Here is a 15,615-nt window from a genome sequence, read left to right on the forward strand (position 1 = left end):
TTTCAGGGTTCAGTGATCCGTTTCCTCATTCGTGAACGTAGTGAGAGTGCAAATGATAATTACTATTATTAACGCGCTCGCAGTTCATGACACGAGATAAGGATCTCCTTAATGAAACAAAAAAGAGCACACCAGGCCGGCTACCTGTTCGCCACCCTTTTATTGACCAGCTTTAGCGGTGCGAACAGCGCCGCAACGCAGGTTCAGCAGCACGCAGCGCAGCAATTTAGTTTTAATCTCCCGGCGAAACCGGTCACTCAGGCGGTGAATGACATTGGTCGTATCACTGGCCTGTCAGTCGTTTTCCGTGAACAACAGGAAATGGCCGCTATGGGCAACCCCGTTCGCGGCACGCTGAGCGCAGAGCAGGCGTTGGCAACCCTGCTCAATGGCACCGGGTTGGGCTACCGCTTTAGTAATGCAACCACGGTACAGATTTATGTATTGCCCCCTTCGGCGAGGAGCGCATCAGCGGGAACGCCCGATACCATGGTGGTTCAGGCACAGGGGAATAGCCGACTTGGCCCTGTTGTGGGTTATGTTGCCAGCAACAGTACCTCTGGCACCAAAACCAACACTCCGCTGATGAGAACACCACAGTCGGTCAGCGTGATTACCCGCGAACAGGCTGACGCGCAGGGCGCGCAAAGTTTGGTTCAGGCACTGCGCTATTCATCGGGCGTGGCGGCCGAAGTTCGCGGTTCGGCATCGCGTTATGATTTGCCTTATGTTCGTGGCTTTGGTTCACCGACCGACAGCAACCAGTATCTTGATGGCTTGCGTTTGCTGCGCGGCGGCGGCTATGCCATTCCGCAGATTGAAACCTATGGCATCGAGCGCATTGAATTCCTCAAAGGCCCATCGTCTACGCTGTATGGCGGTGTGACGCCCGGCGGGTTGATCAATGCGATTTCCAAGGTGCCTACCAGCGAGCCGCAGCACGCGGTTGAGATGCTCTACGGCAGCCATAACCGGATGCAGCTTGGTGTGGATTCCGCCGGGCCGCTCAATGACGATCGCTCGTTGCTCTATCGCGTGGTGGCGCTTGGCCGTAAATCGGACACGCAGGTGGTGAATACCAAAGAAGAACGTGTCTATGTCGCGCCCTCTCTGACCTGGATCCCCGATACCGATACCTCATTCACGCTGAATATGAGCTACCAGCACGATCCCGAAGGGGGATACTACGGCGTGTTGCCCACCGTCGGTTCACTGTGGCCCAGCCCGGCAGGGAAAATTCCCCGTAATTTCAACGACGGCGATCCGGCGTTCGATCAGTTCGATCGTAAGCAGAGCATGGTGGGGTATCAGTTTGAGCACCGCATCAATGACACCTGGAGTGTGCGCCACAACTTCCGCTATCTCGATCACTCAACGGTGACCAAGAGCGTAGGGACGTCCAGCATGGGGGCCGATGGGCATACTATCTCGCGTTATGCGCTCGGAACGGATGAAACGCTGCGCGGTCTGACATCCGATCTGCAACTTCAGGCTGAATTTGATACCGGGCGTTTGTATCACACGGCCTTATTCGGTTTTGATTATCAACAATCTGACTGGACGCAAATTCGGGATTATGGCGGTGCACCCTCCATTGATTTCCTGAACCCGGTATACGGCGTGGCGACCAACCTGGCGCTGGCGCGCATCACCAATCAGAAGCAGCACACCAATCAGGCCGGTTTTTACGCGCAGGATCAGATCGATATCGATCGTTGGACGCTGGTGGGTGGCATGCGCTACGACACCATTCGAACCAGAACCGATAACCGTCTGAATGACACCCGGAGCGTGCAGGATGACGAAGCGGTGAGCGGTAAGCTCGGGCTGATTTATAACTTCGACATGGGGATTGCGCCTTATATCAGCTACTCCACGTCATTCCTGCCGGTCAATGGTACTGATGCCAGCGGCAGCGCCTTTAAGCCGACCACGGCGAAGCAGCGCGAAGTGGGGGTAAAATACCAACCTACTCATTTCAACGCGCTGTTTACGCTCGCCTATTTTGATATCACGCAAAGTAATGTAGTGACCTCCGCCAACCCTTACACCACCTACCAAACCGGGGAACAGCGCTCACGCGGCGTTGAGTTCGAAAGCAAGATGGCGGTTACAGACAACATCAATGTGACCGGTGCCTTGACCTACACCAACGCCGAAGTGGTCAAAGGATTAGGGGCAGATGTTGGACAGGCACCTATCGGCATTCCGGATTACACCGCTTCGCTCTGGGCGGATTATCGCTTCCGCTCCGGCGCACTAGAGGGGATTACCGTGGGCAGCGGCGTGCGCTATGTCGGCAGCACGGTGGGGGGATATTCGCCTAACGTTTACACCGTCAACGCCACGCGATTGGATGCGCCGAGCTACACCGTATTCGATGCGTCAGTCAGTTACGATTTCGGCAAAAGATCGCCAACGCTTAACGGGCTAAGCGGCAAGGTCAGCGTCAATAACTTGTTCGATAAACGCTATGTTACGTGCCTGTCCAATAACTTCTGTAACTACGGCAACGATCGTGTGGTGTATGCCTCACTGGCTTATCGCTGGTAATGCCGATGGAACAAGCAACACGGTCTGACACGCAGGCACCGCGCACGCGTGAACAGTTAGCCACATTGGTGGGTATTAGCGCGCTGTATATCGGCTTCGGTATGACCATGGGGCTCATTCAGGGCGGCTTTCCGGCCATTATGCGTGCGCAGGGCATCAGTCTGGGGGCCGCTGGGTGGCTGTACGCGCTCTATCTGCCGCTCGGCGTCGCTTTTCTGTGGGCACCGCTGGTGGATCGCTGGCGTCCACCGCTATTGCCGCCTCGGCTTGCGTGGGTTGTGCCTATGCAAGTGCTGGCGGCATTGACGGTAGCCATGGTGGCGCTGCTGGAAGGCGCTGCCATGGGCATCCTGTTCGCGATGGGGCTCTTGGTGGCGTTCACCATGGCGACCATGGATATTGCGCTGGACGCGCTGGCGGTAGAACGCATTCACTCAACCTGGCGGCCGCGTGCTGCGGCCTGCAAACTGGGGGCATTATCGACAGGTGCCATGATTGGCGGCGGCGCGTTTGTCGCGCTGTTTCACACCTATGGCTGGAAGGTGATCTTCCTGTGTTACGCGGCCTCCCTATTACTTCTGGTATTACCGGTGCTGCTGTTAATGAAAGAGGTACCGCATGCTGGCCCATTGAACGCTACGCGCCGGAACGCCGCGAGCCTAAGTGCGCTGCTGCGTAACCCCGTACAGCGCAAGCGACTCACACTATTGACGTTAACGTGCTGCGTTATTTTTCCGATTGCGGGACTGAACCGCCTGATGCTGCTCGATCTTAATGTGCCGATAGAACAGATCGGCGGGATCGTCGGCACGCTCGGGCCCATCTCAATGCTGCTCACCGCCGTTATCTCTATGCCGTTGATGCGTCGGGCTGGGCTTTCCGGCGCGCTGATGGCGTTCACTTCGCTGGCCTTGCTGGCATTGGCCGCGATGACAATCGGTTTTGTTCTCGGGCAGCCGTGGCTCGCCATGGCGGGAGCGATAGCGGTGGGTGCGGCGGTGAGCGGCATTTTTGTGGCATTGAGCGCCAGAATATTGGGGTGGTCGCGCGGGGCGCAACCCGCCACCGATTACGCGGCTTTTTACGGTGTAGGACGGTTTGCCAGCACGCTTGCCACTATTGCGGGTGCGCAAATGGTGAGCTGGATTAGCTGGCCGTGGTTCTACACATCGGGTGCGCTGGCATTACTGATTATCACGGGGCTATTGCGTGCCCCGATGGCAGAAAAGGATGAATAACATGAACCAACAACATCATTATTCCGGTGAGACACTGGACAGTGAAATTTTCGACAGTTCGCGCTGGCCCGTGGTATTCCTGCGCTTTCCCGCATTGGAGATGCCGAATCGCACGGACAGGTTACTGGCGGGATTGACACACATTCTCACACAGCAGCAGCGCGTGGCGTTGGTGTGGATTCCGGCAAGGCATGGTCATGAGAGAGAACCGCATGAACAAGAGAAGCAGGCATCGCGGTGGATGAAGCTCTATAAAAATGAACTGCGGGATTACTGCGCCGGCTATGTGTATTTGACCACTGAGCCCGAAGTGCGTGAGAGCCTGAGCGCCATGTTTCCCAAGGTGAAAAAGATCCTGCCGTTCCCGAAAACGCTGGCGGACGACATGGACGATGCTTACCGCAAAGCGACGGCGTTTCTAGCACTGGATGGGGAGGTGGCGGGAACCTAAAAGGATCAATACCCTGCTGTTGCACCGGATATCACTGTAGCATTAAATTGGTCTGGTCAGTCTGACTTGACCAATCATAATGGATGGGGTTATGATTAAAATGTATACAATGGCAAAGTCGGAGGATGTCATGGAAAAGGTGAATATCTATGAGGCCAAAACAAATCTTTCCAAACTGTTAAACGATGTTGTGAAAACAGGAGAGCCATTTCTGATTGCACGTAATGGCAAGACGTTGGTAAAAGTCGTGGCGTACACGGAGGAGAAACCTGTGCGTAAGCTGGGTTTCCTTAAGGGTAAAGGAACCGTTCCAGATAACTTCGATGCGCTGAACAGTGATGAAATACAAGACATGTTTGAAGGGAAGTATGACTAATGTATTTACTCGATACCAATATTTTACTTTTTGTTGCCTATCGCCCGGAATACCTCACGGAAGAGGTAAAAGCGATCGTTCAAGGCGTCGATAATGAGCTTTATTTTAGTGCTGCCAGTATTTGGGAAGTTTCTATCAAGTTTGCATTAAACAAGCCAGATTTCAATATCAACCCTGACGAACTCAGAACGGGGCTATTTGATAATGGTTTCAAGGAGCTTGTCATTAAAGGCGAGCACGCGCTCAACGTATTACATTTACCCGAGTTATTTCACAAAGATCCTTTCGATAGATTGCTGGTTGCGCAAGCGCATTATGAAGGTTTGACCTTTATTACATCGGATAATAACATTATTGCGTTATCTGGTGAATTTATCTCTCTTATACCTAATCGCTAACGTGAATTTCTCACCTGTTGCTATTCCGTTTTACCTTAATATCCCTTCCTTTCATCGTTGAGCGCGCTTACGCTGCTCCAGTATAACCCGGAACATGGAGATGAACTGATGACTATAGCAGAGCAACTGGAACAGAAGGGCATCGAAAAAGGCATAGAGAAAGGTATCGAAAAAGGCCAGCGTGAGGCTACGTTGAAAATAGCCAGTGAATTGCTTCACAACGGTGTGGAGCTCGCGATTGTTATGAAGTCCACTGGCCTATCCAAAGAAGCGTTGACGAAACTCCAGCTCAGCCATTAATTCGGGCATGCACGGATCGGTATTACGTGTTCTCACTGGCTTTTTGTTTTTGGATGTCAGTTTCTCTACTCATGCCCGCATTGCCTAAACGGCGGCTCAAAGCACTTTGCGTTATTCCAAGCAGTTTAGCTGCGGCACTCTGGTTGTTATTGGTGCGAATGAGTGCCTCATGGATCAACTGCTCCGTGATTTCTCTAATGGTGGGCAAATTCGCTGGGAAGGTCATTCGTTCACTTTGAGGCATCTGTTGGCTCTGTTCTAACACCTTAAAAAAAGGCGCGAGTGCCAGCTCCTGGCCGTTACTGATCCCCGCCGCGGTAAAGGTTAACGATTTTAATTCGGCAATATTTCCGGGGAACGCGTAATGCTCCAATCGGCTCGCGAGCTCGTGGGGCAGTGCGAGGTAATCCCGGCCCAGTTCCTGGCAGGCCATCTCATTAAAATGTTGCAATAACAAACCAATATCGGCGGTCCGTTCTCTGAGCGGCGGCAGTTTGATGCGTTGTGGTTGCAAGCAGTAGAGCAATCCGTGGGAAAAATCCTTTTGCTCGAGTTGTTCCAGTGGCGCGGTGGTACTAAACAGCAATCGGCACTTGAGGGCGGTTTCCCGCAATGATCCCTGTGGAAAATAACGTTTGCGCTGGCACAGTTGAGTGAGCACCCTTTGGGTTTCCGCACTCGCCAGCGTGAGATGCGTGAGCAGCAAAAAGCCTGAGCCAGCCATATCGAGCAAGCCCGCCTGATTGGCTACGCCAAACAGTTTTTGCTGTAACATCTGCGGGGAGATATCGGCCAGAGACAGCGTTAACAAGGGTAATTCTGGACAAACCTGTTGTTGCAGCGCCTCCGCAAACAGGTGTTTACCCGTGCCAATTTCCCCTTCGATTAAAATGGGTTCGCGGCTATCGTGCAAAGCGGCAGCGAAAGTAAAGCAGTCGTGCATTTTGATGTCAGTGGTGAGGATTCGGTCAAACGCACTCAGATTCATGCGATTAAAGAAACCCTCTTTAATTTGATGGTAACGCCGTTCCAGCCCAATCATCTCCATGGCGCGGCGCACACCGATCAGCAACTGGTCCGTCGAACTGGTTTTGGTAATAAAATCGTAGGCACCTTGCTTCATGCACTCTACCGCGATTTCGGTTTCATTGAGTCCTGTCAATACGATCACTCGGACATAGGGAGCATGCTCGCGAATATCCCTCAGCAATTGCCGGCCGTCGAGGGCGGGCATATTGAGATCGAGTAGCACCAGCGCAATATCCAAATCGTTGATAAGTTGCAAAGCCTGGCGGCTATTTTCACAGGTGTAGGTTCTGGCCTCGGGAATATGCCGATTGAGCAACATATCGATGGTGCGCAACCAGCGAGTTTCATCATCGATAACGAGAATATTGCGACTAAGCTTCATTGCACATTCCTAACAAGATTTTCATTTCGGTGCCAATATTGGGTTGCGAATGGATAAGCCATTGGGCTCCGTGTTCGACAAGAATTTTATTGGTGGTTGAAAGCCCAAGCCCAGTCCCCCCCTGCTCACGACGCGTGGTGAAAAAAGGTTCGCGAATACGAGCCTGAATGTGGGGCTGCATACCGCAGCCATTATCGATGACTTTAAGGTATACCCGGCCTTCTTCGATCCCGGTTTCAATCGTCAGCAGTGGATGCGTTTTGTCCATCGCCAGACAGGCATTCTGGATCAAATTAATTAGCACCAACTGGAGTTGCAGCTCGTCCCCCTTAATCGCAGGAAGTTGAGGATGGAGTGAGAGCTGCAACTGCAACCGTTTGACATTGTTATGGGTTAACCGCAGGGCGGTTTCAACAATATGGTTGAGTGCGACAGGCTTAACATTGCTGAGACCATAGCGTGAGAAGTGTTTGAGATCGTGAATGATACAGCCAATGCGCTGGGCCGATTCCTGCACTGATTGGCTGGTGTAATTAAGTTCCTCAAGTCCCTGTTGCAGCACCTGCGGTTGCGAGCTCGTGGACGGTGATGCGCGTTTCAGATCGTCGATAATATCCTGCATCAGACTCATGGATTGGTTGATGAGCCCCACAGGATTATTAATTTCGTGGGCAATGCCCGTAGTCAACTCCCCTAGGGATGCCAGGCGACTGGAGAGTTCGCTCACCTGTTTTAGCTCAAAGGGCTCGGTGTAGTCTTCGATAAATAAAGCGAGCATACTGTTTGAGATCAGGTATAAATTTAGTTTCCAACGTTTATTGTCGAGAGAGAATTCGATTAATTGTGATTCTTCACCATTAAACCCAGACTGGATAAGCTGCGTGAGCGCGACCTTTGGATATGCCTGTTCGAGCCTTTCTGGTGCTAACAGCCATTGATATTTACCGTTTTGCCAGATTATTTTCAGATATTGATCCAACAGGATAACGCCGCAGGGCAGACCGTCTAATACTGAATGGAATTGAGCCGATACACGGTTAATTTCCGCCTCGGCTTTTTGCCGTTGGTGGAGTTCCTGTTTAAGAGATTGGGTTTTTTGCCTGAGCACCAGACTGATATACAGGGTAATTAACAAGCCAATGCTGGAGATGATAGCAGCAAATAATGCCCATTGAAGAAAATCGTTACGCACCTGTCCCAGTTCGATTTTTTCTTTGCCGAAGCCGACCCATTTATAAATCAAGTCATCGAAATAGCCACCGTGGTAATTCTGCTCCAAAACGTCACTCACCGCCTTGGAGAACAGCGGGTCCTTTTCGGACATGACTAAATAAAACTGACTAAGGAATAATGGATTGCTCGCCGTTTTGGTCATTGGGAATTGCTGCAACAAGCGACGGGCACAGTAGAATTCGGCCAATACAAAATCCACTTTACCGGCGGATAACAGCTCAAATCCTTGCTCATTGGTGACGACAGGCACAAGGGTAAAATCCTGTGGATTAGCCTTAAGATACATCTCTACCGAAGAGGCTTGTTTAATGGCGACACGCTTTTTACGCAGTGCTGCCCAGGAGTCCACCTGGCCTGCGCTACGTAGGTTATAGGCACTGATATAGGTGGGCAATAGCGGTAGCGCAGTGTTGAGCGCAAAGGTCTCTCCTGCGGGCAAATCAATCACGGCTAGCTGGCGCGTATTATGGGTTACAGAATACAGGGTTTGCTCGAGCGTTTGGCGATTGATAATTAAATCGTATTGCAACTTTTGGGCAATTTGGCGGGCTAATTCAATGTTAAATCCAGTCTCTTCACCGGCCTCATTTTGCCACTCGAAGGGCGGGGTGTTGCTATGAACATTGAACGTCAGAGTTTGCTGCGCAAATCCTTGAACCGAGATGAGGCTCAGTGCTAATACCACTCCCCGTAAATATCGCCAATAGCTCACGCAATACACACCTTTTTGAACGCTTCCCAACAATGCTGATTGTTTTTTATGGAGACGAGAGGCTGAAAGCTTTACTTTACGCTGCTACTGAATAAAGGGAAGCGATCAATCTCGCTTTTTGGCATAGATGAAACCCTAAAAGCAGTCAATTTACCTATGCAGCTTGTTATCTCTTTTTTGACAGGGATATCACATTTACTTTACCTGGTTAATGCTACGGTTACGTTATATTTAGTTAAAGAGAATGATAATTAATTAATATTGAAGTGCAGGGTTTTCGTGTTATGCAAAAATGCATAATAGGGTATGCAAGGTTCAAAGTTTTTTACGTTAAGCGATCTATCTCCTAATTTTATCCTCGCGTGTTATCCCTTCAGAAATTGCGCAGCGTAAATTCATGGCGTGAGCAATTCGCGTTAATAACTCCTGAAAAGAATTGAATAACATAGGGGACACTAATATGGACAATAAATTAGATCAAAATCGTCGAGAATTTTTAACCAAGGGAGCCGTACTCGCTGCTGCGGCAGGAACGCTTGCGCTGACCGCTTCATCTTCAGCCCATGCCGCAGAAGCTGTAGCCACAACGGGAGCCACCGCCTCGGCGGAGGAGCCAAAAGCCATCACCGGTTACATTAAAGAGCCTAAAAACTTAAAAGACGTACTCGGCAATGCGCGCAAAATCATGAGTACTTGCGCCGCATGTGATGTCGCCGGGGCAGGGCGTTGTAATGGTAAAGGTCCGTGCGGGGAAGGGGTTCCCGGTATGGGCGGTATGCGCCAAAGCTTTGTGCGCAACATTGAAGCCTTTGAGGGCATGAGTCTCACGATGCGCAGCCTGCACAATGTGAGCAAGCCGAAAATGGAAACGGAGTTACTCGGCGTTAAATTAGCGATGCCTATTCTGACCGGGGTCACCGGTGGTCTCACTTACAACATGGGCGCTGCCAACAAATTGGCGTTCGATGGCGAAGTCATGACCGAGGATAAATATGCGCGCGGCATTATCGAAGGGGCGGCAAATTCCGGTTGTTTAGGTTGGGCAGCGGACGGTATTGAAGACCCACTCGATACCTACAAGCGCCGTTTAGAAGTGGTCAAAGAATTTAAAGGCCGCGCGATTGCGCAAATCAAACCGCGTACTCAGCAGGAAATCTTTGAACGTATCGATCTGGTGCAGAACGCCGGTGCCCCTTTCTTTGCGATTGATATCGATTCCGCAGGTCGTGCCGCCCGCGCATTACCCGGCAACACAGTTGAGCCTAAAGATCTGAAAAAACTTAAAGAAATCGTTAAATACGCCAAGATCCCCTTTATGGCGAAAGGCGTGATGACGGTGGAAGAAGCCCTGATGTGCGCCGAAGCCGGTTGCGGGGCGATAGTGGTGTCTAACCACGGCGGTCGCGTGCTGAGTTCGACCCCTGCGACCATGCATGTGTTACCCGCTATTGTCAAAGCGGTACGCGATCGCGGTTACAAGATGCCGATTCTGGTCGACGGTGGCGTGCGTGATGGTGGCGATGTGCTTAAAGCGCTGGCCAGCGGTGCCCATGCCGTATTGGTTGGCCGCCCGATGCTGCGTGCCAGCCTCGGTGGCGGTGTTAAAGGGGTTGAGATGCAGTTCAAACGCTTCCAGGGCGAGCTTGAGTCTAGCATGGTGCTGACCGGCACCGCCGATGTGAGGAATGTTGACCCGGCGATTCTTCTTCAGAGCGTTTGATTGTCATCACTATGGTATGCCGATGTGGCGTAACCGCGGTGATTGCCTCAATGTGGGTGTTGCAAATATGAATGCAACACCCCCTTTCGCTTTTTGCACTGACTCAGCCCCGCGTTGGGTTCGCTCTATTCCTGTAACACCGGTGCCGCTTTAACCAGCAACGCTGCGGTTGCGACCAACGCCTGCTGAGTGGCGCAGCGTCGCCCATGTTGAGCCAGTTCATCAGCCAAATGACGTAAAGCCTCAGGATTTTCGATGTAATATTCAACACGTTCTAAAGGGGTGTTTCCCTGTAAGTCACGTTGCCATGCAAGGTTGGGTGCGAGTTGCAGCAAGCGTTCAACGGCATGTAAATTGGCCGTCCAACTTGCAGTATGCAAGGGGGAACACCCATCATCAGTGAGATGGTTCAGGTGACATGGATGATCAAGGAGCGCATCCACACAGCCGTCTACCTTTGATTTGATCGCCGAATGCAGCGCCGTCATACCTTTATGACTCTGCATTTCCGGGTCGGCTCCGGCTTCAAGCATGAGGGTGACTAACGCGGTATCGCCTGTCTCTGCCACCAGCATCAGCGGGGTTTGCCCCTTGATATCCGGGATATTAAGCTGTTTGGGGCACGCTTTAGTCAGTTGTCCAATAAACGCATGCCAATGTGCCAACAGGGTTTCGAACCGGGGTATTTCGCTTTGCAACTCAAGTGGAAGCCTTTGCTTCATCATCGGTATGTTCTGCTGAAACTGCGAGTGCATTTTGAGCAGAGCCATCAAGACCGAATTCCCTTCCACATCAGGCAGGCTGGATTTCAGCAACTGGCGATTGGCGTTGAGCCACTTTTGCAAGCCCTCTCGATTGCCAATCTGGAACATTGGCAGCAGCTCTCTAACCCACTTATCCATCGTATCTTTAACTCTGCGCACTTCGGGTTCAATACCAGGGTAGGGTTTATACAGATCATCCCAAAAGTAATTTGATGCCCAGCGTGCAGTTTCCTCGATAGAGGGGATCGCATCGCATTCGTCCATCATCCCTGCGGCTAGCATCTCCCGGTAGTATTTTTCGTGGTTATTAACGATCAGTTTCTGGTTGGCAATCTCTACGGCTAAACCATCCCTCGCGATTTCACCACGCAGAGTGCCATAATTACGTTCCTGCGCAGCGTTTAGCGCCTCCCTAAATAATTTTTTGGCTCCCTCAAAATCATTGCTGGCCAGCAGGTGTTTGGCTTTGTATTGCAAAATCGGGGCTTTCCATAAGTCGTAACCTGGGTTGGTCTCCGCGTCATTGAGTAATGCGTTAACCTTGGTCATTGTGTCTTTTGGCCGCTGTTTGTGTTCAATATTCAGATAACCTTCGAGCTCCAACAACGTGGCCTGAGTGACTTCAGAAGGCGTCGCCGCCAATTCCCGTAAACGTTTGATGGCTGCATCTCTGGCGCGCGGATTGAAGGTTGAATGTTGCGCGACCTGACTGACGACCCAATATCTGTGTTCGGTTTGCAAGGCACGCCACGGGGATGAGACTTTCGTCCGTTCAATCAGTTGATGGACAGTTTGCATCTCTTCAGCTTGGGCTTTGAGACGCTCCATCTCTCGCTGAATGATAGGCTGAATGGATTGCCTATCAAATCCAACGTGATCTTCAAGTTTTTCCTCAGGCTGCACAGTGGAGAAGTAGCGTGTCAGTAACTCTGCAAGTTCTTGGTTTGCTGTTTCCCGACGAGAAGGAAGGATCGTGAGGAATAGGCGGTGTTTATCCCACTCGGGCAAATGCGCCTCGAACCAAGCATTTTTAGCCGCTTCACCTTGATGTTGACAATGTCGCCAGGCGTCTATTGTCAGGTTGTAGACAAGCTTATATATGGCAAAGAGTTGAAGTAGCTTGTTTTTCTGAGGGTCTACACACTGCATGTCAACATTGGGAAAGAGAAAGGTGAGTAAACGGACATAACCATCCTGCACCATCCGAGCGAGTAACAAGCGTTGGCGTATGGTTTTTTGTAAAGGCACAGCATAGCGATCTGCTATGCATTTGATAAAGGTCGCACGCTCGTCCTCATCGGCCTGCTCTGCCAATATGGCTTCAATGCGACCAGGTTGAGTCATGGGGATTTCCAAGCGCAGCTTGTCGGCCGTCAGCCCCTTCTTTTTGACAAAATTCAGAACGCTGACGAACTGCGCCGTAGAGGAGCTGTCGCTGTTGAGTGATATCGCGCCATCAAAATGCAGGTCTGTCTCGTCGGAGAAATATTTATTGATGGTATCGGGACGGATTGTGGTTCCACTACGCCAGTTGTATAAGGATCGACGCAGGCCATCATATCCGTCCTCTGCCCCTTCACTTTGCCGATCGGCAAACGCCTCCAGAGGCATACCTAACAGGTCCAACAACCAATCGATCACCTGGGCTACCGGTAAATACAAACCTGGTTTGCCATCCACCTCGCAAGGCTCAGGGATATACCAAAAACGCCCACCCGGCATGCCATTATCCAGTGCCTGCTCAAGGTTCCAGATGCCCACGCGGCGCGCCAGAGCCGGCACGTAGAAATGTGCCAGCATCGTCCAGAGGATCTGGTGCTGGTCGGCGGCAAAGGTCCATGTGTGCAGTTCGAGAGACTTGTAGGCGTGCGTGAATTCCATCGCGTTGTTGAGCGCATCGAATTGTGCCTGTGGGTCCATGCCGAGTGCTTCGAAGATATCGAGAAGGATTTCTGTGAACATCTCTTTGTCAGCCTTGAGGCTTATCTGTCCGGTCGCGAATTTGGTTTTTTTGGTTGTTGGATAACGCTGATAACCAAAACTTTGATGTATTTCCAGCAGGATGGCTTGGGTCAGTGGCAAGGTGCTCATGTTGTGTCTGTTTCCGTCGTTGTTTGGTATTGCGGCCATTTTGACAATATCGATTAGCCGGGTCTCTGAAATCTCTCGTATCCCCCCCTATATCGCATCCTATTAAGGAACGCGAGAGGCCAAGATAGCTAAACTGCAGCGGGTAACTTTCTGAGTCCGCGCTAATGAAAAAGGCCAACAAAACTACCTTCCCGGTACAGGCAGGCAATACATCAAATGCTGAAGCTTATGTAAGGCAGCTGGCACAACGGGTGCCGCAACATGGAGATGAACTGATGACCATAGCGGAACAGTTGGAACAGAAAGGTATTGAAAAAGGTATTGAGCAAGGTATCGAGAAAGGTGAGCGCGAAGCAACGTTGAAAATAGCCAGAGCCATGCTGCAAAAAGGAATGGATTTCGCCACTATCATGGAAATGACGGGGCTCTCTAAAGAGGATTTGGCTAAATTCGGCCATTGATACGCATTCCACTGGCGCATCTTTTACCGCCCAGAGGCGGCCTCTGCACTATGTGCAAAGGCTAAGCACAACTCTTTTCATTCATGCTTCAATCGAACAAACATGCTGTCGCCCTCTAAAAGGCTACCCCTATCTGCCGCCTTCACAAAATCAGCCCACCATTGCATCAAAGGGTGGCGTTGTTCCAGATAGTCGCTGCGGTTATAGGCGCGGCGCACCTCGTTTTTATCCACGTGAGCCAGTGCTGCTTCAATCACGTCGGGTGGAAATCCGTGTTCATTGAGTGCGGTGCTGGCGATAGAGCGCATGCCGTGTGAAACCAGTACCCCTGCCAGGCCGGCGCGTTTAAGCGCGGCGTTGACTGTTTGGCTGTTCATCGGTTGCGACGGTTTGCTGCGGCTGGCGAAAAGGTACTCCCGCTGGCCGCTTAGTGGTTTCATCATTTCCAGAATGGCCAGTGCCTGATCTGACAGTGGAACGATATGTATCCGATTCATCTTCATCCGCTCGGCGGGAATGCGCCATTCTTTCGCTTCTATGTTGATCTCTTGCCAGCGGGTGTCTGAGGCTTCAGAAGGGCGGGTGAGGGTCAGCAGTTGCCACATAAATAGGCAGCGTGTCTGGAATCCGATATTTGCCAGCCGCATGGTGTTCATCAGGTGTGGAAGTTGTTCCGGGAGAATGGTGGGCATGTGCTTTTTCTTCGGTTTCACGAATGCCTTGCTGATATGAACGCTGGGGGCGTCATCTATCAGGCCGGTGTTGACGGCATAGATCATCACCTCATTAATACGCTGGCAGAGTCGCCTCACTGTTTCTAGCGCACCGCGTGTTTGTACCGGCTGCACGGCTTGTACCAAGGTGCGCGCTTTGATATCGGTGATGCAGAGATCGCAGATGGCAGGAAAGATGTCTTTTTCCAGCGAGCGCCAGATATCGGTGGCTTAGTCTTCGGTGATGCTGCTCTTTTTTACCTGTAACCAGCATTCAGCGACGACTTTGAAGGAGTTGGCTTTGACTTCTAACGCCTGCTTGCGTTGCGAAAGCTGGAATTCATAAGGATCAATATTTTTTGTCAGCAGTGTACGTGCGTCTCGGCGACGCTGCCGGGCATCGGCTAGGGTGACTTCGGGGTAGGGACCAAAAGTGAGCTTTGCCCGTTTTTGGCTAAAGGGGCGAAGATAACGGTATTGCCAGACTTTCTTACCGTTGGTTTTGATCAGCAGTTGCAGACCATCGCCATCATGCAGCGTGTAATCTACTTCTCCAGGCTTGGCGGCCTTGATCTCTGTATCCGTGAGCGGCTTTGTTAGACGAGCCATAGGTGCCTTGTTAGGTACCCGGGGAATAGGTACCTAGCCGTTGGGTACCTAACAAGGTACCTATGGGCACAGGAAGTCGGAATACGTCGAAGGACCTATAAGGAAACAAAAAAGCCCACAGGGCTTGCGCCGTGCGGGCTTTCAGGACTTTATCGGTCGACTCTGGTGATCGCCGATTAAGAATTTGGTGGAGCTGGCGGGAGTTGAACCCGCGTCCGAAATTACTACACCGTCGGCACTACATGCTTAGTCTAGTCTTTACATTCGCCGGTTAGCTGCGAACAGACACGCCACTAACAAACTAGCCTGATTGGATTTAACGCTTCAACCCCAGGCAGGGCATCCACGCGATCTCTTTTGGGTTTGACCTCTCTTGATCCCCGTCCTAAGAGCGGAGGCTAGGGAGAGAGGGCTAAAAGCAGGTTATTAAGCTGCTAAAGCGTAGTTTTCGTCGTTTGCGACTATTTTTTTGCGGCTTTTTACGAGGCAAACCGCCCCTCGGCATGCTCCTAAGGCTACACAATCCCGTCGAATCCAGAATCAGCCCCAAGTACTTCAACAGTATAACAGAACCGTGACACCTTA

The 15,615-nt window shown here is 51.4% G+C and carries 10 protein-coding genes, 1 other RNA gene and 2 pseudogenes; 8 read left to right on the plus strand and 5 right to left on the minus strand.

Annotation, left to right across the window (positions count from 1 at the left end; all coding sequences use genetic code 11):
- The first annotated feature begins 111 nt into the window (after positions 1 to 111).
- From J5069_RS12585 to J5069_RS12610, 6 genes are all read left to right on the plus strand, one after another.
- Positions 112 to 2,553 (plus strand): TonB-dependent siderophore receptor, encoded by a 2,442-nt coding sequence (locus J5069_RS12585; protein WP_264644202.1) that lies wholly within the window; start codon positions 112 to 114, stop codon positions 2,551 to 2,553.
- A 5-nt stretch (positions 2,554 to 2,558) separates the two neighbouring features.
- Positions 2,559 to 3,791: an MFS transporter gene (locus J5069_RS12590; RefSeq protein ID WP_264644203.1), complete on the plus strand. Its 1,233-nt coding sequence runs from the start codon at positions 2,559 to 2,561 to the stop codon at positions 3,789 to 3,791.
- 1 nt (position 3,792) lies between these two features.
- Entirely contained in the window at positions 3,793 to 4,242 is a 450-nt protein-coding gene (locus tag J5069_RS12595) for a hypothetical protein (RefSeq protein WP_264644204.1), read from the plus strand.
- A 130-nt stretch (positions 4,243 to 4,372) separates the two neighbouring features.
- On the plus strand, positions 4,373 to 4,618 hold the full coding sequence (locus J5069_RS12600) for a type II toxin-antitoxin system Phd/YefM family antitoxin (RefSeq protein WP_264644205.1): 246 nt from the start codon (positions 4,373 to 4,375) through the stop codon (positions 4,616 to 4,618).
- Positions 4,618 to 5,016 carry a type II toxin-antitoxin system VapC family toxin gene (locus J5069_RS12605; RefSeq protein WP_264644206.1) on the plus strand — a complete coding sequence of 133 codons (399 nt, stop codon included), beginning with the start codon at positions 4,618 to 4,620 and terminating at the stop codon, positions 5,014 to 5,016. Before J5069_RS12600 ends, J5069_RS12605 begins: the two co-directional genes overlap by 1 nt.
- A 57-nt stretch (positions 5,017 to 5,073) precedes the next feature.
- Complete coding sequence (locus J5069_RS12610; protein ID WP_413542228.1) at positions 5,074 to 5,316, plus strand: Rpn family recombination-promoting nuclease/putative transposase; 243 nt, start codon at positions 5,074 to 5,076, stop codon at positions 5,314 to 5,316.
- Between the two features lie 22 nt (positions 5,317 to 5,338).
- Here the strand turns inward: J5069_RS12610 and J5069_RS12615 are convergent, their stop codons facing one another.
- Both J5069_RS12615 and J5069_RS12620 read right to left on the minus strand, forming a co-directional pair.
- The gene (locus J5069_RS12615; protein ID WP_264644207.1) at positions 5,339 to 6,727 is read right to left on the minus strand and encodes a sigma-54-dependent transcriptional regulator; all 1,389 of its coding nucleotides are present in this window, start codon (positions 6,725 to 6,727) and stop codon (positions 5,339 to 5,341) included.
- Entirely contained in the window at positions 6,717 to 8,672 is a 1,956-nt protein-coding gene (locus J5069_RS12620) for an ATP-binding protein (RefSeq protein ID WP_264644208.1), read from the minus strand. The genes J5069_RS12615 and J5069_RS12620 overlap by 11 nt, the downstream gene beginning before the upstream one ends.
- 460 nt (positions 8,673 to 9,132) lie before the next feature.
- On the opposite strand from J5069_RS12620, the gene J5069_RS12625 reads away from it, so the two are divergent.
- Positions 9,133 to 10,392, plus strand: coding sequence for an alpha-hydroxy-acid oxidizing protein (locus J5069_RS12625; protein ID WP_264644209.1), 1,260 nt, complete (start codon positions 9,133 to 9,135; stop codon positions 10,390 to 10,392).
- A 125-nt stretch (positions 10,393 to 10,517) separates the two neighbouring features.
- On the opposite strand, the gene J5069_RS12630 is transcribed toward J5069_RS12625, so the two are convergent.
- Positions 10,518 to 13,247: an ankyrin repeat domain-containing protein gene (locus tag J5069_RS12630; protein WP_264644210.1), complete on the minus strand. Its 2,730-nt coding sequence runs from the start codon at positions 13,245 to 13,247 to the stop codon at positions 10,518 to 10,520.
- 146 nt (positions 13,248 to 13,393) lie between these two features.
- On the opposite strand from J5069_RS12630, the pseudogene J5069_RS12635 reads away from it, so the two are divergent.
- Positions 13,394 to 13,708: pseudogene (locus J5069_RS12635) on the plus strand (Rpn family recombination-promoting nuclease/putative transposase); the annotation flags it as partial.
- A gap of 77 nt (positions 13,709 to 13,785) precedes the next feature.
- Here the strand turns inward: J5069_RS12635 and J5069_RS12640 are convergent.
- Together J5069_RS12640 and ssrA are read right to left on the minus strand one after the other, a co-directional pair.
- A pseudogene (locus J5069_RS12640) lies at positions 13,786 to 15,030 on the minus strand (integrase domain-containing protein).
- A 185-nt stretch (positions 15,031 to 15,215) separates the two neighbouring features.
- Positions 15,216 to 15,578: a transfer-messenger RNA gene (gene ssrA, locus J5069_RS12645) on the minus strand.
- Between the last annotated feature and the right edge of the window lie 37 nt (positions 15,579 to 15,615).

This window comes from Candidatus Symbiopectobacterium sp. NZEC127 (assembly GCF_025962675.1).
Taxonomy (GTDB): domain Bacteria; phylum Pseudomonadota; class Gammaproteobacteria; order Enterobacterales; family Enterobacteriaceae; genus Symbiopectobacterium.